Origin of the sequence: Empedobacter sp. UBA7620 (assembly GCF_002484185.1) — a bacterium.
GTDB lineage: Bacteria > Bacteroidota > Bacteroidia > Flavobacteriales > Weeksellaceae > Empedobacter > Empedobacter falsenii_C.
Map to the genome: position 1 here is coordinate 52,748 of NZ_DLJI01000022.1, position 20,401 is coordinate 73,148.

Below are 20,401 nucleotides of genomic sequence, written 5' to 3' on the forward strand. Positions count from 1 at the left end.
ATATGGCAATTATTATCAATTTAGATGTCATGATGGCAAAACGTAAAATGTCTTTGAATGATTTGAGTGAAAAAGTTGGTATTACATTATCTAACTTATCTATTCTAAAAAATGGAAAAGCTAAAGCCATTCGCTTCGAAACTTTGAATGCAATTTGCAAAGCTTTAGATTGTAAACCAGGTGATATTATTGACTATACGGAAGATTAAAACAAAACCCAAAAATTCTAAATTATTAAAAGAAAATACTATATTTGTTGACAACCAAAAGGTTTTAACTTAATTTTCCTTAGTGATAAAGATTTTCAACTATTTTGAATTAAAATAGACAAAATCTTATTTTACGGTTTATCTTCTTCCGACTATAACCGTTTTTAAGGAATAAAATTTAATAAAAAATTAGCAATCAATATACCTTTTCTACCCAAATAATCGGATAGAATTTTGTAAATTTGTAACCAATACATTAGAAAATTTAATGGAATATAATACACTTCGTTCGCAATTGATTATTCCAGAATATGGTCGTCATATTCAAGAAATGGTAAATCATTGTAAAACAATAAAAGACGAAACAGAACGCAACGGATTTGCCGAAATTATAATTGAAGTAATGGGAGAATTAAATCCTCACTTGCGTGATGTACCAGATTTTCAACACAAACTTTGGGATCAACTTTTTATCATGGCTGAATTTGATTTGGATGTAAAATCTCCTTATCCAATTCCGACAAAAAAAGATACGGTAAATAGTAAACCAAATAAAGTAGAATATCCAAAAAGCATCTATAAATACAGATATTACGGAAACAATATTCGTAAAATGATTGATGTTGCTGTAACGTGGGAAGAAGGTGAAAAACGCGAAGGTTTGTACTTTGCGATTGCTAATCACATGAAAAAATGTTATTTACTTTGGAATAAAGATACAGTTGATGATCAAGTTATTTTTAATCATTTGTACGAATTATCTGATGGTAAAATTGATTTGAGAAAAGTTGATGACCACTTGGTTTCACCTGATCGTTTGAATTCGAATAATAATCATTCAAACAACAATCAAAACAATAGAAATTACCAAAACAATAATCGTAATCATCAAAATAACAACAATCGAAATAATAACCAAAATTCGAATAATCGTCAAAACAACAATAACAGAAATAATCAAAATAACAACAATCGAAACCAAAACGTTCGAAACAATAAAGGTTAAATCAAAACTATTTAATACAACTAAATGGCTACATTTCAAATAAAGGGAGGGAAACCTTTGAAAGGAGAAATTACTCCGCAAGGTGCTAAAAATGAAGTACTACAAATTTTATGTGCGGTTTTATTAACCAATGAACAAGTTCGTGTTAAAAATATTCCAGACATTCGAGATGTCAATCGTTTGATTGAAATTTTGGGTGATTTAGGCGTAAAAACACAAAAAAATGGAAAAGGAGATTTCACTTTTCAAGCTGACGAATTACGATTAGATTATTTAAAAGGAAAACAATTTCGCAAAGATGGTGCTGCATTACGTGGATCAATCATGTTAATGGGACCACTTTTAGCTCGTTTCGGAGAAGCTTTTATGCCAAAACCAGGAGGAGATAAAATTGGACGTCGTCGTTTAGATACGCACTTCGAAGGTTTCTTTGCTTTAGGAGCTAAATATCGTTTCAATCCTGACGAAGATTTCTATGGTGTAGAAGTAGACGAAAACGGATTGCAAGGTTCTTATATGTTATTAGAAGAAGCTTCTGTAACAGGAACTGCAAATATTATTATGGCTGCAGTTTTAGCGAAAGGAACAACAACTATTTACAACGCTGCATGTGAGCCTTACATTCAACAATTATGTAAAATGTTGAACAGAATGGGTGCTAAAATTTCTGGAATTTCTTCGAATCTTTTAACGATTGAAGGAGTTGATAAATTAGGTGGAACTGAACATACATGTTTACCAGATATGATCGAAATTGGATCTTGGATTGGTTTAGCAGCAATGACAAAATCTGAATTAACAATCAAAAATGTTTCGTGGGAAAATTTAGGTGTTATTCCAGATGTTTTCAGAAAATTAGGAATCAAATTAGAACGACGCGATGACGATATTTATATTCCAGCTCAAGAACATTACGAAATCGAGCGTTTTATTGACGGTTCTATCTTAACAATTTCTGATGCGCCTTGGCCAGGATTTACACCAGATTTATTATCAATTATCTTGGTAATTGCCACTCAAGCAAAAGGAAGCGTTTTGATCCACCAAAAAATGTTCGAGTCTCGTTTATTCTTCGTGGATAAATTAATTGATATGGGAGCGCAAATTATTTTATGTGATCCACATCGCGCAACTGTTATTGGTCTTAATCACGAAACTCCTTTAAAAGGAGCCGAATTAACTTCTCCAGATATTCGTGCTGGTATGTCTTTATTGATAGCTGCCCTTTCTGCAAAAGGAAAAACTGTTATTCATAATATCGATCAAATTGACCGTGGTTATGAAGATATCGATGTACGTTTACGTGCTATTGGAGCTGATATAATTAGAGCTTAAAAAATAAAAAATGCAATCTATTATTGAGTTTATCACTAATTTTGTTCAACGCCCAGACAAGGTATTAATGGACATTATCAATAATTACGGTTATTGGATATATGCTATTTTATTCTTGATAATTTTTGCTGAAACAGGCTTAATTATCATGTCATTTTTAATGCCTTTTTTACCTGGAGATGCACTAATCTTTTCGATTGGAATGATTGCAGCAAGCGATGATCAAAACCATTTGCATATCGAATATATTATTCCATTACTGATGGTTGCAGCAATTCTTGGTGATAACGTAAATTATTATGTTGGACGAAAATTTGGTGGCTGGATTTTAGGACGAAAAGACTCGTGGTTTCTTAAAAAGAAACATATCGAAAAAGCAACAGAATTTTTTAACGAAAATGGTAAAAAAGCAATTATTATCGCTCGTTTTATGCCTGTTGTTCGTACAATAATTCCATTTATTTGCGGTGTTACAAACCTTAATTATCGCACATTTATTACCTATAGTTTTATAGGCGCGGTACTTTGGGTTGGTGTTATTTCTCTTTTGGGACACACATTAGGTCAGTTTGACATTGTAAAAAATAATTTAGAGAAATTCATTTTCGGAATTATATTATTGGCGAATATGCCGTTGATTATCCGAATTGTGAAAGCTCAATTCAATAAAAATAAAACAGAAGAATGAGACAATTTGGATTAATCGGAAGAAATATTTCCTATTCATTTTCTAAATCTTATTTTGCTGAAAAATTTAAAAACGAAAACATTGTAGACGCTGTCTACAATGTTTTTGATTTACAGCAAATCGATGAAGTAGAAAAAGTATTCGAAACCGAAGGTTTAGTGGGCTTTAATGTTACAATTCCTTACAAACAAGAAATCATTCCATTTTTGGACGAATTATCACCAGAAGCTAAAGCAATTGGTGCGGTTAATACAGTTTTGATACAAGATGGAAAACGAATCGGGCATAATACAGATTGTTATGGTTTTCATCATTCGATAGAACCTATTTTAGAACCTCATCATAAAAAAGCATTGGTGTTAGGAAATGGAGGTGCTGCAAAAGCGGTTTTTTATATTCTTGATTTATTGAAAATTGAATATAAAATAGTTTCAAGAACAAAAACTGAAAATCATTATTCATATGATGAATTAAATAAAGAAATCATTCATAATCATCAAATTATTGTGAATTGTTCGCCAGCTGGTACTTTTCCAAATACTGAAATCGCTCCACTTCTACCCTACCAATTTATCAACGAAAATCATTTATTGTACGACTTGATTTACAATCCACCATTGACAAAATTTTTAGAAAATGGTCAACAAAATGGAGCCAAAATAAAAAATGGTCACGAAATGTTGGTTCTACAAGCCGAAAAAGCTTGGGAAATTTGGAATAATCGTACAAAATAGACTTGATATTGTCCTCAAATTTTATTAGATTTGAGAAACAAAACTTAATTTCTTATGAATACTGAAATGGATAACCTGCAAAATGCAGACGGAGAACAATTACCTAAACCTGCAAATACAAACGACTCTAACACGGAATCTTACAAAACGGTAGAGTTAACGAACCAAGAAAAAATAAGCGATATTTCGTTCAAAGATTACGAAAAATTTAGTTTTGATGTTTTGATTAACGAAGCAAAAAATCTATTAAGCAAATATGATGTTCAAGAGATTCGCGAGCATTTTAATCAAATTCGTGATGCATTCAAAACTAAATTAGAAGAAGATGAAGCTGCAAAAAAAGAAGCTTTCTTAAGTGAAGGTGGTGATGAATTAGATTTTAAATACGAAACATCTTTTAGAGCAAAATTTAACGCTGTTTACAACGATTTTAAAAATCAATTAGCAGTTTTTCATAAAGAAAACGAAAAAAAGGAATCTGATAATTTAAAGGAACGTTTAGAAATTATTGACGAATTGAAAGCCTTGTATCAAGAACCAAGTGATTCTTCGGCGGCAATGTTCAAGAAATTTCGTGAGTTAAAAACTCGTTGGCACAATGCAGGAAGAATTCCGAGCAAAAATGCTGAAAATGTATTCAAAAATTATTTTTTCCACTTAGATAATTTCTACACATATTTGGATATGAATAAGGAATTGCAAACATTGGATTATGCACATAATCTGGAAGTTCGTCAATCGATTATTAAACGTGCAGAAGAATTAATTGGAGAGCAAAACGTGCAAAAAGCTTTGAATGAATTGCAATATTTGCATCGTTTATGGAAAGAAGAAGCCGTCCCTGTACAAGAAGATTTGCGCGAACCAACGTGGCAAAAATTCAAAGAATTAACAAATAAAATTCATGACCGTAAAGGGGAATTGAATGAAAAAATAAAACAAGAGCAAAAAGATAATTTAGAAAAGAAGAATCAAATTATCGCTCGTATCAAAGAAATTTCTGAGCAAGCAACAACAAAATCGCATGGCGATTGGCAAAAAGCTATTTCTGAAATAAACTCTTTGCGTGAGAACTTTATCACAATTGGACGTGTTCCGAAAGATAAAAATTCTGCAACTTGGGAAGCTTTCAAAGAAGTGACAAGACAATTTAATCACATCAAAAATGATTTCTATAAAAATCTAAAATCAGAGCAACAACTGAATCTTGAAAAGAAATTGGCTTTGTTAGAAATTGCAAAACAACATACGGAAAGCACGGATTGGAATGCTTCTGTACAAGTGATTAAAAAAATCCAAAATGATTGGAAAAAAATTGGACATGTTCCAAGAAAAAATTCAGACAAAATCTGGAAAGAATTCAAAGATACATGTAATCAATTCTTTGATCGTTACAAAAAACGTCACGAACAAGCGAATCAAAAAATGGAACAAAATTTAGAAAAGAAACAAGCTTTCTTAGACGATTTCAAAAATCAAACGATTTCTGAAAACAAAGAAGAGGCGTTGAAACAACTAGAAGAAATCCAACATAATTGGACAAGTTTAGGAAAAGTTCCATCAGAAAAAACTTCAATCAATCAAGAATTTACAGATGTTTACCACAAAAAATTAGATGCTTTAAATCTTTCTAAAAATGAATTGAACGATTATAAGTTGAAATCATTTGTCAATAAAGTAAAATCTGGAAATAATGGAAATTTATTGGATGACGAGATTAGAAAAACACGTAAAATAATTGAGGATTTAGAAAAAGAAATCAATCAATTGGATAATAATGTACATTTCTTTTCGAATGCAAATGAGAATAATCCTTTATTAAAAGACGTTTACAAACAAATTGACGATAAACGTAAAAAATTAATTGAAGCAGAAATCAAACTGAAAACATTATTCAATATTGATTTTAATGCATAATTTTTAGGCATGACACAACAATCTATCGATGAGCAATATATGGCTCGTTGTATACAAATTGCAACAAACGGGTTAGGAACAACATATCCTAATCCGTTTGTTGGTTCTATTATTGTACATAACAACAAAATTATAGGCGAAGGTTTTACGTCAGAATATGGCGGACCGCACGCCGAAGTGAACGCTATTAATTCGGTTAAAAATCAAGAATTATTAAAAGAATCTACGTTATATGTTACGTTAGAGCCTTGTTCGCATCACGGAAAAACGCCTCCTTGTGCGGATTTGATTATAGAAAAAGAAATTCCAAAAGTCATAATTGGAACTTTAGATCCTTTTGCGAAAGTAAATGGGCAAGGTTATTTACGTTTGTTGAAAAATGGTGTTGATGTAACGCTTGGTGTTTTGGAAAAAGAATGTATCAAACTCAATAAGCGTTTTATAACATTTCATCAGAAAAAACGTCCATATATTATCTTAAAATGGGCGCAAACAGAAGACGGATACATGGGGCGTGATGATGTACAATTGTGGATTACAAACCAATATACAAAACAGTTAGTACATAAATGGCGAACGGAAGAACAAGCTATTTTGGTTGGAAAAAACACCGCTTTGATTGATAATCCACAACTTAACACACGATTATGGAAAGGAAATAATCCGTTGAGAATTGCGATTGACAAAAACTTAGCGATTCCGAGAAGTTTCCATTTGTTTGATCAAACACAACCTACTGTAATTTTCAATTCGATTGAAAATTGTTCTGAAGAAAATTTAGAACTTGTTCAATTAGATTTTACGCAAAAAATATTGCCACAAGTGATGGATTATTTATACGAAAACAATGTTCAATCCTTAATTATTGAAGGTGGAAGTGATACCATACGACATTTTATTGATGCTGATTTGTGGGATGAAGCACGAATTTTGAGCTCGGATACTATTTGGAATGAAGGAATTTTAGCTCCTCGACTGAAAGGAACACGAACTGAAAAACATCGTTTTCTGAATGATGAATTAAATATTTTCGAAAATAGAATAGAAATTGAAGAGCCTTAGATTTTAAGGTTCTTTTTTTATTTATGATTTATTTGAATTTATTAAAATTTTCGTTTAATAATTATTTCAGAAAATTTATTCTTCTCAAATTCTATGTTATTTATTGATTCAACAAGAAAACTCATTTTATAAAATTTATTTTGTAGCTTAAATATTAATTTCCCACCAACATTATCAATTTTATAATTAAAAATATTTTGTTTTTTTGTTACATAGCAAAATGATGGTTCATTACAATTTTGGCAATCAATTAAATTTACTTTATTATTTTTCAAAAATCTAAATTCTATTGTACGACGAAATTGAAATTTAGATTTTCCAATTGAACTATTATAAATCTTCAGATTTTCAGTTTTGTAAAACATACTATCTTGATTATCTGTAATAATTCTATAATTATAATCTATCATTGAATTATTAATGATCCTTTTAAATTCCTTCTTTGAAATACTCTGGCAAAAAGAATACTCGAACACATTAGTATGAATAAAAATAAATAAGCTTTCATTTATATTAAATTTTTTCATCATTCATAAATATAAAACCTTTTTTCTTTAAAAGTACTATTTAAACTATCTTTGCGCTACTTTTCAATACAACATGACGGACAATTATCGTACAATCGAGAAAGCGGTGGAAGATGTAATTTTCAAAGAATTGGGTAGTAAGTTTATTAATTTTGCTTATCCAATTGAAAATGAAGATGACATCAAAATTTATTTGGATCAATTACGCGAAATTCATCCCGATGCAAATCATCATTGTTACGCGTACGCTCTTGGTATAGATGGTAAAAATCATCGTGCAAATGATGACGGTGAGCCAAATGGTTCGGCTGGTTTACCAATTTATAATCAAATTTTATCAAGCGAAATCACCAATGTTTTAATTGTTTCTGTACGTTATTTTGGTGGAACAAAATTAGGAATTCCTGGTTTGGTAAAAGCCTATAAATATGCGGCACAAGTTGTGTTAGAAGAAGCAAATATTGTAGAAAAATTTGTTTCAAAACGTGTGAAAATGGTTTTTAACTATGATCAACAAGGAATTGTAGAACGCAATGTCTATCGGATTTCTGGAGAAATTAAAGACAAACATTTTTCTGATAAATGTATGTTTACAATTTCAGTAAGAGAAAGTAAATTGGAAGAATTTATTCGCATGTTTGACGAATATTATCAAATGGAAATTAAAATTATTGACTAATGCTAAATAGCTTAACTTCTTTACGTTTTTTCTTTGCTTTTGTCGTTTTCTTAAGCCATTTAACGTTTGTAAAAACTGATTTAGCTTGGTATAATTATCTAAAAAATAACGTCTTTTTCGAAGGTTATCTTGGTGTTGGTTTTTTCTTTATTTTAAGCGGATTTGTTATAGCGCTTAATTACGAAAAGAAAGTCATCGACAATCCAAATTTTGATAAAAAGAAGTTTTATATCGCGCGAATTGCTCGAATTTATCCACTTCATGTCCTAACCTTTTGTGTCATGTTACCATTTGTTATCATCAATGTTTGGCAAGGTTATTTTCATTGGGATATTGCAGGTGCGAACTTATTTTTATTGCAATCTTATATTCCGGTAAAAGATTTTTATTTCTCTATTAATAACGTTTCCTGGAGTATTTCGACCGAATTATTTTTCTATTTGATGTTTCCTTTTTATGTGATTTGGTTGCATAAATTCCCGAAACTGAAATATATTTTATTACTAATTATTCCGATTATTATTTTTGCAGAACCTTATTTCAGAACAAATATGAAATTGGAAAAAGCGATTTTTTACATCAATCCAATTGTTCGCAGTTTCGATTTTATTTTAGGAATTATTACCTGTCAAATCTATAAAAAGATAAAAGATACGCCTATCAATTTTTCGAGAGGAACTTTAATAGAAATCGCTGCAATTGCTGTTTTGGCAATCTTTTTCTACTTCCACAATGATGTTGCGAGAGCTTTTCGTTACGGAATTTATTATTGGATTCCGATGGTTGGAATTGTCCTAATTTTTGCTTTACAAAAAGGTTTCTTTTCGAGAATTCTTCAACATAAAACATTGGTTTATTTAGGTGAAATTAGTTTTGCATTTTATATGATTCATATGATTGTGATAAAATATGGAAATCAATATTTACCGAAAATCAATGATTTTCAGAAAATTGGAATTTATTTCGTAATTGCTTTAATTTTAAGTGCATTAACGTTTGAATATTTTGAGAAACCCGTTGCGAAGTGGATCAAAGATAAAGTGAAGTAGTAGGGACGTTTTTTATATAAATAATTAATCTATATTAAAAAAGAAAAGGCTGTCGTAAAACAGCCTTTTCTTTTTTAATCACTTTATATTTTAAACAGTATGATATTTAAAACTTTGTTCGTTTTTAATTGTTTTCACTGATTCGTAAATCAACTCGATGACATTTTTTACATCAGCTTGATGAACCATTTCAACAGTTGTGTGCATATAACGCAACGGCAACGAAATTAAAGCCGAAGGTACTCCACCATTACTGTATGCAAAAGCATCTGTATCCGTTCCTGTTACACGAGAACTAGCCGCACGCTGAAAAGGAATATTATTTTTCTCAGCTGCATCAATAATTAATTCACGCACATTATTTTGCACAGCTGGCGCATAATAAACAACAGGACCATCACCACATTTTTGCTCACCTTCTTTCGATTTTGTAATCATTGGCGTCGTTGTATCGTGTGTAACGTCCGTAATAATTGCAACATTTGGTTTAATTGTTTGCGTAATCATTTCCGCACCACGCAATCCAACTTCTTCCTGAACCGCATTTACAACGTATAAACCAAAATCTAATTGATCTTTATTTTCTGCCAATTTACGTGCAACCTCAGCAATCATAAACCCTCCCATTCTATTGTCTATCGCACGACAAACAAAATAACGGTCATTCAACGTAAAAAATTCATCAGGATAAGTAATCACACAACCAACATGAATTCCAAGTTCTAAAACTTCCTCTTTCGATGTACAACCTGTATCAATCCAAATTTTATCTGGAGTTGGCGCTTCGTCTTTTCCTGCTTGACGCAAATGAATTGCTGGCCAACCAAAAACACCTTTCACAATTCCTTTTTTGGTATGAATATTAACCACTTTAGAAGGCGCAATCATATGATCTGATCCTCCGTTACGAATCACATAAATCAATCCGTCATCAGAAATATAATTCACAAACCAAGAAATCTCATCAGCGTGCGCTTCAATCACAACTTTATACTTCGCTTCGGGATTAATCACGCCATAAGCAGATCCGTAATTATCTGTTTTTACTTCATCTACATATGGTTTGATATAATCCATCCAAACTTTTTGTCCTTCACTTTCAAAACCTGTAGGTGATGCTGTATTTAAATATTTTGTCAAAAAATCCAAAGATTGTTGATCAAACAAATTATTTGTACTCATTTTAGTTTATTTATCTAACAAATGTACTAATTTTAGGAACAATTTTTGAACTAATTCTGATATGAAATTTTATATCTATCATATAACTTTACTACTTACTTTTATTGGATTATCTAATGTTAATGCTCAAATTTTTGGGTTAGATTTAGGTGGAAAAAATCCTGCACAAGAAATTAAAAATGATTCAATTAATTTAGATGAATTTGCTTTTAATCCTTTAGACACAATACATCTTAATGAAATGAATAGTTATTCGGTTCATTTAAAAACTGATTTAGAAAAAAAGTATTATTTATGGTTAAGAAAGCGTGTTCGCGATGTTTGGCCCTATGTAAGAACTGCTGTTAGAGAATATAATTATGTATCGGATACGATTCAAACTATGGATAAAAGACGAGACAAAAAACGTTTTATTAAATCTCGTCAAAAGGATTTAGCTGATCAATTTGAGAATCAATTAAAAAATATGTCAAGCTCTCGAGGACAAATTCTTACTAAATTAATCTATAAAGAAACCGATAAAACAACATACGATATTATAAAAGAATTACGTGGCGGATTGAATGCTTTTCTTTATCAAGCTGCAAGTGGCGCATTTAATATTGATCTGAAACAAACTTATGATCCGAAGCGAACTCGAGAAGATTTGTATATTGCAGTTATTCTTCAACGAGATTTTGCAGACGGAACGTTAAAACCTGTCGACGAAGATTAATTTATCTTTCATACTACCAATTATAATAATATTCTGATTTTTTATTATATTTGATTTAATAAAGGGAAAAACGTGGGAAACAATATAAAAAGAATTGGTGTATTAACCTCTGGAGGTGATGCGCCTGGAATGAATGCGGCCTTACGTGCCGTTGTAAGAGCATGTAAGTACTACGATATCAAATCAGTAGGAATCCGTCAAGGTTACGAAGGTTTGATTAACAATGATATGATTGAACTTGGACCTCGTTCGGTAAAAAACATTATCAATCAAGGTGGTACAATCCTTAAAACAGCTCGTTCTTTAGAATTCAAAACTGCAGAAGGTCGTCAAAAAGCATACGATCATCTAAAACAAAATAACATTGATGCTTTAGTTGTAATTGGTGGAGATGGTTCTTTTACAGGAGCAAATATCTTTCATCAAGAGTTTGGTGTTCCATTTATTGGAATTCCGGGAACAATTGACAATGATATTTTTGGAACAGATTTTACAATTGGATATGATACAGCTTTGAATACTGTCATTGATGCAATTGATAAATTAAGAGATACAGCAACTTCACATGATCGTGTATTTTTTGTAGAAGTTATGGGACGTGATGCAGGTTTTATTGCTTTAAATAGTGGAATTGCTTCAGGTGCACAAGATATTTTGATTCCAGAACAGCGTGATAGCGTCGAAGAATTATGTTCTTCTTTGGAACGTTCAGAAAAATCTGGAAAAAAATCAAGCATCGTTGTAGTTGCAGAAGGTGAAAAATTAGGTGGAGTTTTTGAATTAGCAAAACAAGTTCAAAATCGTCATCCTGAATATGATATTCGTGTAACTGTTTTAGGACACATACAACGTGGTGGTTCTCCATCTTGTCACGATCGCGTTTTAGCAAGTCGTTTAGGAATTGCTGCTGTAGAAGGTTTATTAGAAGGAAAAACAAATCTTATGGCTGGAATTCGCTCTAATAAAGTTGTATTTACAGCGATAGATGAAGCCATCAAAAAACACAATGAGATTGACGAAGAGTTAATCAAAGTAGCTAATATTTTAGCGATTTAAACATTTAATATAAAGGGAAATTATATATACTATGTCAAAAATTAAAATTGGAATCAACGGATTCGGAAGAATTGGTAGCCTTGTTTTCGGGGTTGCTATTGAGAGAAACGATATTGAAATCGTAGGTATTAACGATTTAGTAGACGTTGATTATTTAGCTTATATGCTAAAGTATGATTCGGTTCACGGAAAATTTAACGGAGAAGTTAAAGTAGAAAACGGAAACTTAATTGTTAATGGACAAACAATTCGCGTTACAGCAGAAAGAGACCCAGCAAACTTGAAATGGGACGAAGTTGGAGCTGATATCGTAATCGAAGCAACAGGTTTATTCTTAACAAAAGAAACTGCAGGAAAACACATCGAAGCTGGAGCGAAAAAAGTTGTTTTAACAGGTCCTTCTAAAGATGATACTCCTATGTTTGTAATGGGGGTTAACCACGAATCTGTGACAGCAGAAGATACAATCGTTTCTAACGCTTCTTGTACAACAAACTGTTTAGCACCATTAGCAAAAGTAATTCACGAAAATTTCGGAATTGTGGAAGCTTTAATGACTACAGTTCACGCAACTACTGCAACTCAAAAAACAGTTGACGGACCATCAATGAAAGATTGGAGAGGTGGACGTAGCGCAATGGTAAACATCATTCCATCATCTACAGGTGCTGCAAAAGCAGTTGGAAAAGTAATTCCAGAATTGAACGGAAAATTAACAGGAATGTCTTTCCGTGTACCAACAGTTGACGTTTCTGTAGTTGATTTAACAGTTAAATTAGCAAAAGAAACAAACTACGACGAAATCAAAAAAGTAATGCGCGAAGCTGCTGAAGGAGATATGAAAGGAATTGTAGGATACACAGAAGATGCTGTTGTATCTCAAGATTTCGTAGGTGATACAAGAACATCTATTTTCGATGCAGAAGCTGGTATCATGCTAAACCCTACTTTCGTTAAGTTAGTTGCTTGGTATGACAACGAAATTGGTTACTCAAACAAAGTAGTTGATTTAGTTCAACACATCGCAAAGATTTAATCCTAGATTAAAAAATAGTTTATTTTAGAAAGTCTTCTCAGATTGAGAAGACTTTTTTACAATAAATTAATATTGTGGACTAATATTTGATTTTAATTTTTTAAACCACTTACATGAAAAAAGAATTAAAAACTTTAGGTCCAAAAAAATCAACCATAGATAAAATTTTATCCTTCTCTAAATCTTTATCAAATGTTAAAATACAAAAAATGAGTTCTAAGAATACAATTCATCTAAATTAATTCTATACAACTCTTATTTATAGCTTTATTAAATCCACAATAAAGTGAATACATTATTATACATAATAGCAAAAATTAACAATTATTTATTTTTTTAAGAAATTTTTAAAAAAAATTATGAATAATTATGTTAAAAAACTTGTAAGAAATTTTTGTTTACCTATATTTGAATAAACAAAAAAATACAGCCTATAGATTTAATTCTACTTTAAAAATTAACAATTGCTACTATGAACTATGAAGACGACTCTTTATTAATCCAAGATTATTTGAGAGGTAATGAAAATGCTTTAGAAACATTGATAGAGAAATACAAAGGAAGAATCTATAGTTTTATATACTCTAAAGTCTTAGATAAAGACGTAACTGAAGATATATTTCAGGACACTTTTATCAAAGTAATCCTTACATTAAAAGGTGGACGATATAACGAAGAAGGTAAATTTTTGCCTTGGGTTATGCGTATTGCTCACAATTTAACTATTGACTATTTTCGATCAAACAAAAGAATGCCTACGGTTAGCGAAACTGTTGGTTACAATGAAGAATATAATATTTTTGACTTTATTGGTATCAGTGATGAATGTTCTGAAACTAAAATCATTAAATCACAAATTGAAAATGATTTAAGAAATTTAGTCACTCAGTTACCAGAAGATCAAAGAGAGGTATTAGAACTTAGAATATTTAAAGAATTAAGTTTTAAGGAAATTGCAGAAGAAACTGATGTTAGTATAAATACAGCATTAGGAAGAATGCGATATGCTATTATCAATCTTAGAAAAGTAATTGAAAATAATAACATTATTTTAACAGTTGATTAAAAAATAAACTTATCTTATTAGCGTTTTAAGTAAAATAAGTTTTTATGATTGAATTTTATTCTGAAAATCAAGAACCACAACAATTTACTATAATCAAAATATTATCTTTTTCAAAGTCAATTAAGTTTGTTAAATCAACGATATTACATGAGGATTATATCATTAATTTAAATTAATTTATCTTTAATAAAGATTAGAAAAGCCTAAAATGTTATACATTTTAGGCTTTTTATATATCTATAATTTGAAACAAAAAAAGACTACTTATCTAAGTAGTCTTTAATATTTATAGAAATTTTTTCTTTTTATTTTGCAACAAATGTTGACGCAATATTCAGTTCATCCATTTGTGTTTGATCAATTGGAGAAGGCGCATCAATCATAACATCACGACCTGAATTATTTTTAGGGAACGCGATGTAATCACGAATTGTTTCAGAACCATCTAAAATCGATACAAAACGGTCAAAACCGAATGCTAAACCTCCGTGAGGTGGCGCTCCGTATTTGAAAGCGTTCATTAAGAAACCAAATTGCGCTTCTGCTTGTTCTGGCGTAAATCCTAATAATTCGAACATTCTTGCTTGAACTTCTTTATCGAAAATACGAATAGAACCTCCACCGATTTCATTACCATTTAAAACTAAATCATATGCATTTGCACGAACTTCACCTGGATTAGTCGCAATTAATTCCATATCCTCTGGTTTTGGAGAAGTAAATGGGTGATGCATTGCGTGATATCTTTCAGATTCCTCATCCCATTCTAATAATGGAAAATCTACAACCCATAAAGGTGCGAAAACTTCTGGATTGCGTAAACCTAAACGTTCTGCAATTTCCATACGTAAAGCCGATAATTGCGCACGTACTTTATTTGTATTACCAGACATTACTAACATCAAATCACCTGGTTTTGCATCCATACGCTCAGCCCAAGCAGCTAAATCTTCTTGTGAATAAAATTTATCTACAGAAGATTTAAACGTTCCGTCTTCGTTGTAACGTGCCCAAACAAGTCCAGTTGCCCCAATTTGAGGACGTTGAACCCACTCAATTAATTTATCAATATCTTTGCGCGTGTAAGAATTACATCCTTCAGCAGCAATACCGACGATTAATTCTTGCTCATCAAATATTTTAAAATCTTTTCCTTTCGCTAAGTCTGTAATTTCACCGAATTCCATTCCAAAACGGATATCTGGTTTATCATTTCCATAACGACGCATTGCTTCTGCAAATGTCATCCTTGGAAATTGATCAAATTCTAAACCTTTGAATGTATGTAATAAATGTTTTGCTAAACCTTCGAAAACATTCATGATATCTTCTTGTTCAACAAACGACATTTCACAGTCAATTTGTGTAAACTCTGGTTGACGGTCTGCACGTAAATCTTCGTCACGGAAACATTTTACAATTTGGAAATAGCGGTCAAGACCTCCTACCATTAACAATTGTTTGAATGTTTGTGGCGATTGTGGTAATGCATAAAATTCACCTGGATTCATACGAGATGGAACCACAAAATCACGTGCACCTTCTGGTGTAGACTTGATTAAAACTGGAGTTTCAACTTCTACAAATTCTTGTGCATCTAAATATTTACGAACTTCCTGCGCAACTTTAGAGCGGAAGATTAATTTTTCTTTTACTGGATTACGACGAATATCTAAATAACGATATTTCATACGGATATCTTCTCCACCATCTGTATTATCTTCGATTGTAAATGGAGGCAATGCAGATTCATTTAAAATTGTAATGTTTTCTGCTAAGATTTCGATATCTCCTGTTGGAATGTTTGGATTTTTTGAAGCTCTTTCGATTACAGTTCCTGTAACTTGAATTACGAACTCACGTCCTAAATGACGAGCAGTTTCAAATAATTCTTTCGAAGAACGTTCTTCATCTAAGATGATTTGTGTGATTCCGTAGCGATCACGTAAATCGATCCACATCATAAAACCTTTGTCACGTAGCGTTGATACCCAACCGCTTAACGTTACTTTTTCATTAATGTTGGCTTGTGTTAATTCACCACAAGTATGAGTTCTAAACATTTGTCGTCAAATTTATAAGACAAAGGTAGAGTTTTGAGGTGAAATAAAGAAGTTATATAACTTTTTTGATGAAATAATTTTAAGAAAAAAGCGATTCAAAATTGAATCGCTTTTTTACTATTATGAATTTTGATTTCTCAACTTACTATGTTTATAACCGTATGTAAAATAAATTGTCAAACCAATTGCGATCCAAATCAAGAAAATCATCCAGTTTTTTAATCCTAATTGTGCCATCATATAAAAACAACATAACATACCTGCAAGTGGAATAATAGAAGTTCTTTTGAAAAACGTTCTAACAACCATAAAAACATAAATCATTAAGAATAGAATCATTGGAATTTTGTGTTTGAAAACATCCCAACCTTTTTCCATCTTCTTATCCTCATAAACTGGCAATTTGCTCAAAGTAGATTTGTATTGTTCTGGTGATAGTTGAGCCAAATAATCATCCAAAAATTCAATTTCAGATCCTGTTAATTCATTAATTGTTGCATAAGAATCTTTTAGTTCTTTTGGCGTTAACGAACTTACAAAATGTTCAACTGGCATAGGTTGCGGTTTATTCGTAAAGAAATCAATCGAATCATCTTTAAACGTTGTTGCGCATAAAAATACAATCACCGCAGTTACAATTGGCATAATGTATTTTGCATTGATAAAAGGCGTTTTAAAATTTCCTCTTTTCGCATTTGGATCAGCATCCATACGAAGTACAGCCGCACAAACCAACACAAAAGCAAACAAAGTTCCGATAGAACAAGCATCAACAACCAATTCTAAATCTGTAAATAAAATAGGAATACCTACAACAAATCCAGTAAAAATAGTCGCAAAAGATGGTGTTTTAAATTTTGGGTGAATAGTAGAAAATTTCTTTGGTAATAAACCATCGCGAGACATTGTCATCCAAATACGAGGTTGCCCAATTTGAAAAACAATAAATACACTCGCCATCGCTACTACAGCCGAAAAAGCAATAATTCCTGCCAACCACTTTAAATCTTGAATTTTATCAAAAACATACGCCAAAGGATCTCCAACATTCAATTCAGAATAATGAACCATTCCCGTAATTACTAAAGCAATCAGCACATATAAAACAGTACAAATAATGATAGACGCAAAAATTCCACGAGGCAAATCTCGCTTCGGATCTTTACATTCTTCCGCAGTTGTGCTAATCGCGTCAAACCCAATATAAGCGTAAAAAACAGACGAAACTCCAGCCAAAACGCCTCCTACTCCATTCGGTGCAAAAGGATTCCAATTATCTGGATTCACATAAAAAGCGCCAACCACAATTACCAAAAGCACCACTGCTAATTTTAACACAACCATTGCGTTACTTGCTTTTCTCGATTCATTAATACCGCGATAAACCAAAGCTGTAATCAAAAAAGTAATGATTAATGCAGGAATATCCACCACTAAATTGAATCCTAAATATGGTGCATCTTTGAAAGCTAAATATTTTGGGATTTCTTGTGCATAAGGCGAATTCGCAATTCCTTCTAATGTTTTACCTTTCGCTAATTCATTCGAAACAAATTCAAAACCTTCTCTCGCCGTAAAATAATCCATTGTCATCCATTCTGGCAGATGTAATCCCATTCCGGAGAGCAAGGTGGTAAAATAATCACTCCACGAAATCGCGAGCACAATATTCCCAATCGCATATTCCATAATCAATGCCCAACCAATTACCCAAGCAAATAATTCTCCAAATGCAACATAGCTATAGGTATACGCACTACCCGAAACAGGCACTAACGAAGCAAATTCTGCATAAGCAAAAGCTGTAAAACCACAGGCAATTGCCGTAAAAATAAAAAGGAAGATAACTGCTGGACCGCCCTCGAAACTTGCTCGACCAATGGTACTAAAAATACCAGCTCCAACAATTGCGGCGATACCAAAACCTGTTAAATCTCGAACACCTAAGGTTCTTTTCATTGTAGACGTGTTCTTTGCAGACTCTGCTAAAATGGATTCGACAGATTTTTTTCTGAATAATTGTGACATAATTTATTTAAAAACGGGCAAATATAAAAAAGACAATCCCAAAATCGGATAGAATCCGTATAAATATTGGTTTTTTATTCAAATTTTCTTTTTTATTCTGCTTGGTTAGATTAATTTTAAATTTAATTCAAAAAATTAACATGAAACAATTTTTATTTGCAATTGCTTTAGCTGCTACTTTAGTAAGTTGTGATTCTACAAAACCAATTTCTCAGGAGAAATATCAAAAGAGTCTTGTAAAATATACAGATAAAATTTCTGAAGCGGAATTAAAAAAACAGCTTTATATTATTGCTGCGCCTGATATGGAAGGTAGAAATGCTGGTACGGAAGGAGAAATAAAAGCGGGGAATTACATTTCAAATTATTACAAAGAATTAGGAATTAATGGTCCAAATAATAATTATTTCCAAATTATTCCTGCTGCTACTTTTAGTCGAGTAAAAGGTCAAATGAGAAATGTAATGGGATTCATCAAAGGTTCAGAAAAACCAGAAGAAATTGTAGTAATTTCTGCTCATTATGATCATGACGGAATCAAAGATGGAAAATTGTATCCTGGTGCTGATGATGATGGTTCTGGAACTGTTGCAGTAATGGAAATTGGTCGTATTTTCCGCGAAGCTGAGAAGAAAGGAATCCGTCCAAAACGTTCGGTTTTATTGTTACATGTTTCTGGTGAAGAAAAAGGGTTATTGGGTTCTAAATATTATTCGGAGCATCCAATTTTTCCTTTAGCAAATACAATTGCAAATGTTAATATTGATATGATTGGGCGCGTAGATTATGAGCACAACGAAAAAACAAGAGATTTTGTGTATGTTATTGGATCTGAAATGTTGTCTTCTGACTTACACAAAGCTGTTTTAGCTGCAAACAATGGATTGGGAATTAATTTGGATATGCGTTACAATACGCCAGATGATCCAAATCGTTTTTATTATCGTTCTGACCACTACAACTTTGCAAAACATAACATTCCATCTGTTTTCTTTTTTAACGGTGTTCACGATGATTACCACAAACCAGGCGATACGCCAGATAAAATTGAATATGATTTATTGACGCGTCGTACAAAATTAGCTTTCAATACAATTTGGATTTTAGCAAACGCCGAAAATAGACCAGTTGTAGACAAAGAATCTCCAATGCCTTCGACAAGATAGTTGAGAGAATTATAATACATTCCTAAAAGCATTTACATTTAAGTAAATGCTTTTTTTTATTGTTAATTTTTATATCGAATTATTTGCAGACAATCAACTAACGTAATTAATTGATTATAAACGGATAAAATAAATTTCGTTTTATATATTTAGGTATTAATATAAATCTAAAAACTATGCCAATCACAAACTTAAACAACAAACACTTATCTACTGATAAAATAAAACAAGCACAAACAGCAATAGAACAACTCGCTTTAGCCGTCAAAGAAATTGATATTAACCTAACGTCAAACGAACGCCAAAAATATGGAAGTATTAATGAGAAAAATAAATTAATCGTTCATAAAGTATATGATTATTTTCAAAATCAACCACAATTATCTTCTCCAGAAGTAAATTGGATAGAATTTGCAAAAGATTATACAAGTCGACAAAATCTAGAAGTTTTAATTTCTCAGTTAGAAAATATTACGACTCAACTACGTAATGCTAAAATTTTGCACGATTTTGATAATTATCAAGCTGCACTTACAGATTATGCTTATACGACCTATAAAGCAAGCACTTCTGTCTCTGGTTACGAAACAAAACGGAATGAAATAAGTCAATTTTTTGCAAAGAAAAAAGGAGGTTCTACTTCAACATCACCAGATACTATGTAATAATATCTATTATTTAATAAAGAAGAGTAAATTGTATTGATTTACTCTTCTTTTTGATTTAGAGACTATATTGTTTGTATTTTTCACTTCTATTTTTTAGTTATTTACTCCTTCATTTAGGTTATGAAATATAAATTCATAGTTCTAAACTTAAATTTTTAGCTTTATTACTTATTTTTTTAGGTTTTTAACCACAAATTTTAAGTTCTTGACTAAAC

The 20,401-nt window shown here is 31.5% G+C and carries 20 protein-coding genes; 16 read left to right on the forward strand and 4 right to left on the reverse strand.

Going from position 1 to position 20,401, the window contains the following annotated elements; all coding sequences use genetic code 11:
* Positions 1 to 2: 2 nt before the first annotated feature.
* The 7 genes from B2217_RS04550 to ribD all read left to right on the forward strand — a co-directional run bounded on the left by B2217_RS04550 (position 3) and on the right by ribD (position 6,951).
* Positions 3 to 209: a helix-turn-helix domain-containing protein gene (locus B2217_RS04550; protein ID WP_180906397.1), complete on the forward strand. Its 207-nt coding sequence runs from the start codon at positions 3 to 5 to the stop codon at positions 207 to 209.
* A gap of 268 nt (positions 210 to 477) precedes the next feature.
* Positions 478 to 1,215 carry a DUF4290 domain-containing protein gene (locus tag B2217_RS04555; RefSeq protein WP_180906396.1) on the forward strand — a complete coding sequence of 246 codons (738 nt, stop codon included), beginning with the start codon at positions 478 to 480 and terminating at the stop codon, positions 1,213 to 1,215.
* A gap of 24 nt (positions 1,216 to 1,239) precedes the next feature.
* Complete coding sequence (gene murA, locus B2217_RS04560; protein ID WP_180906395.1) at positions 1,240 to 2,550, forward strand: UDP-N-acetylglucosamine 1-carboxyvinyltransferase; 1,311 nt, start codon at positions 1,240 to 1,242, stop codon at positions 2,548 to 2,550.
* A 10-nt stretch (positions 2,551 to 2,560) separates the two neighbouring features.
* Positions 2,561 to 3,238, forward strand: coding sequence for a VTT domain-containing protein (locus tag B2217_RS04565; RefSeq protein ID WP_219034902.1), 678 nt, complete (start codon positions 2,561 to 2,563; stop codon positions 3,236 to 3,238).
* Positions 3,235 to 3,972 carry a shikimate dehydrogenase family protein gene (locus B2217_RS04570; protein ID WP_219034901.1) on the forward strand — a complete coding sequence of 246 codons (738 nt, stop codon included), beginning with the start codon at positions 3,235 to 3,237 and terminating at the stop codon, positions 3,970 to 3,972. The genes B2217_RS04565 and B2217_RS04570 overlap by 4 nt, the downstream gene beginning before the upstream one ends.
* A 54-nt stretch (positions 3,973 to 4,026) precedes the next feature.
* Entirely contained in the window at positions 4,027 to 5,889 is a 1,863-nt protein-coding gene (locus B2217_RS04575) for a DUF349 domain-containing protein (protein WP_286495758.1), read from the forward strand.
* 9 nt (positions 5,890 to 5,898) lie between these two features.
* The gene (ribD, locus tag B2217_RS04580) at positions 5,899 to 6,951 is read left to right on the forward strand and encodes a bifunctional diaminohydroxyphosphoribosylaminopyrimidine deaminase/5-amino-6-(5-phosphoribosylamino)uracil reductase RibD (protein WP_219034899.1); all 1,053 of its coding nucleotides are present in this window, start codon (positions 5,899 to 5,901) and stop codon (positions 6,949 to 6,951) included.
* A 41-nt stretch (positions 6,952 to 6,992) separates the two neighbouring features.
* Here the strand turns inward: ribD and B2217_RS04585 are convergent, their stop codons facing one another.
* Complete coding sequence (locus B2217_RS04585; protein WP_291052412.1) at positions 6,993 to 7,478, reverse strand: hypothetical protein; 486 nt, start codon at positions 7,476 to 7,478, stop codon at positions 6,993 to 6,995.
* 73 nt (positions 7,479 to 7,551) lie between these two features.
* Here B2217_RS04585 and B2217_RS04590 point away from each other — a divergent pair, with 73 nt between their 5' ends.
* Positions 7,552 to 8,157 carry an IMPACT family protein gene (locus B2217_RS04590; protein ID WP_219034897.1) on the forward strand — a complete coding sequence of 202 codons (606 nt, stop codon included), beginning with the start codon at positions 7,552 to 7,554 and terminating at the stop codon, positions 8,155 to 8,157.
* Positions 8,157 to 9,206: an acyltransferase family protein gene (locus B2217_RS04595; RefSeq protein ID WP_219034896.1), complete on the forward strand. Its 1,050-nt coding sequence runs from the start codon at positions 8,157 to 8,159 to the stop codon at positions 9,204 to 9,206. The genes B2217_RS04590 and B2217_RS04595 overlap by 1 nt, the downstream gene beginning before the upstream one ends.
* Before the next feature lie 90 nt (positions 9,207 to 9,296).
* Here the strand turns inward: B2217_RS04595 and B2217_RS04600 are convergent, their stop codons facing one another.
* A complete protein-coding gene (locus B2217_RS04600; RefSeq protein ID WP_219034484.1) occupies positions 9,297 to 10,388 on the reverse strand; it encodes a M42 family metallopeptidase in 1,092 nt (363 codons plus the stop codon).
* A gap of 61 nt (positions 10,389 to 10,449) precedes the next feature.
* Between B2217_RS04600 and B2217_RS04605 the strand changes: the two genes are divergently transcribed.
* From B2217_RS04605 to B2217_RS04625, 5 genes are all read left to right on the forward strand, one after another.
* The gene (locus B2217_RS04605; RefSeq protein WP_286501234.1) at positions 10,450 to 11,103 is read left to right on the forward strand and encodes a DUF4294 domain-containing protein; all 654 of its coding nucleotides are present in this window, start codon (positions 10,450 to 10,452) and stop codon (positions 11,101 to 11,103) included.
* A 72-nt stretch (positions 11,104 to 11,175) separates the two neighbouring features.
* Positions 11,176 to 12,159 carry a 6-phosphofructokinase gene (pfkA, locus tag B2217_RS04610; protein WP_038336350.1) on the forward strand — a complete coding sequence of 328 codons (984 nt, stop codon included), beginning with the start codon at positions 11,176 to 11,178 and terminating at the stop codon, positions 12,157 to 12,159.
* A 31-nt stretch (positions 12,160 to 12,190) separates the two neighbouring features.
* Positions 12,191 to 13,195, forward strand: coding sequence for a type I glyceraldehyde-3-phosphate dehydrogenase (gene gap, locus B2217_RS04615; RefSeq protein ID WP_180906387.1), 1,005 nt, complete (start codon positions 12,191 to 12,193; stop codon positions 13,193 to 13,195).
* A 113-nt stretch (positions 13,196 to 13,308) separates the two neighbouring features.
* Positions 13,309 to 13,437: a hypothetical protein gene (locus B2217_RS04620; RefSeq protein WP_260442848.1), complete on the forward strand. Its 129-nt coding sequence runs from the start codon at positions 13,309 to 13,311 to the stop codon at positions 13,435 to 13,437.
* A 230-nt stretch (positions 13,438 to 13,667) separates the two neighbouring features.
* Positions 13,668 to 14,261, forward strand: coding sequence for an RNA polymerase sigma factor (locus B2217_RS04625; protein WP_038336347.1), 594 nt, complete (start codon positions 13,668 to 13,670; stop codon positions 14,259 to 14,261).
* A gap of 305 nt (positions 14,262 to 14,566) precedes the next feature.
* Here the strand turns inward: B2217_RS04625 and aspS are convergent, their stop codons facing one another.
* Together aspS and B2217_RS04635 are read right to left on the reverse strand one after the other, a co-directional pair.
* Positions 14,567 to 16,324, reverse strand: a complete 1,758-nt coding sequence (gene aspS, locus B2217_RS04630; RefSeq protein ID WP_180906386.1) for an aspartate--tRNA ligase — start codon at positions 16,322 to 16,324, stop codon at positions 14,567 to 14,569.
* Between the two features lie 120 nt (positions 16,325 to 16,444).
* Positions 16,445 to 18,352, reverse strand: coding sequence for an amino acid permease (locus tag B2217_RS04635; RefSeq protein ID WP_180906385.1), 1,908 nt, complete (start codon positions 18,350 to 18,352; stop codon positions 16,445 to 16,447).
* A gap of 140 nt (positions 18,353 to 18,492) precedes the next feature.
* On the opposite strand from B2217_RS04635, the gene B2217_RS04640 reads away from it, so the two are divergent.
* Positions 18,493 to 19,518, forward strand: coding sequence for a M28 family peptidase (locus B2217_RS04640; protein ID WP_180906384.1), 1,026 nt, complete (start codon positions 18,493 to 18,495; stop codon positions 19,516 to 19,518).
* 176 nt (positions 19,519 to 19,694) lie between these two features.
* Positions 19,695 to 20,183, forward strand: coding sequence for a hypothetical protein (locus tag B2217_RS04645; RefSeq protein WP_180906383.1), 489 nt, complete (start codon positions 19,695 to 19,697; stop codon positions 20,181 to 20,183).
* The last annotated feature ends 218 nt before the right edge of the window (positions 20,184 to 20,401 follow it).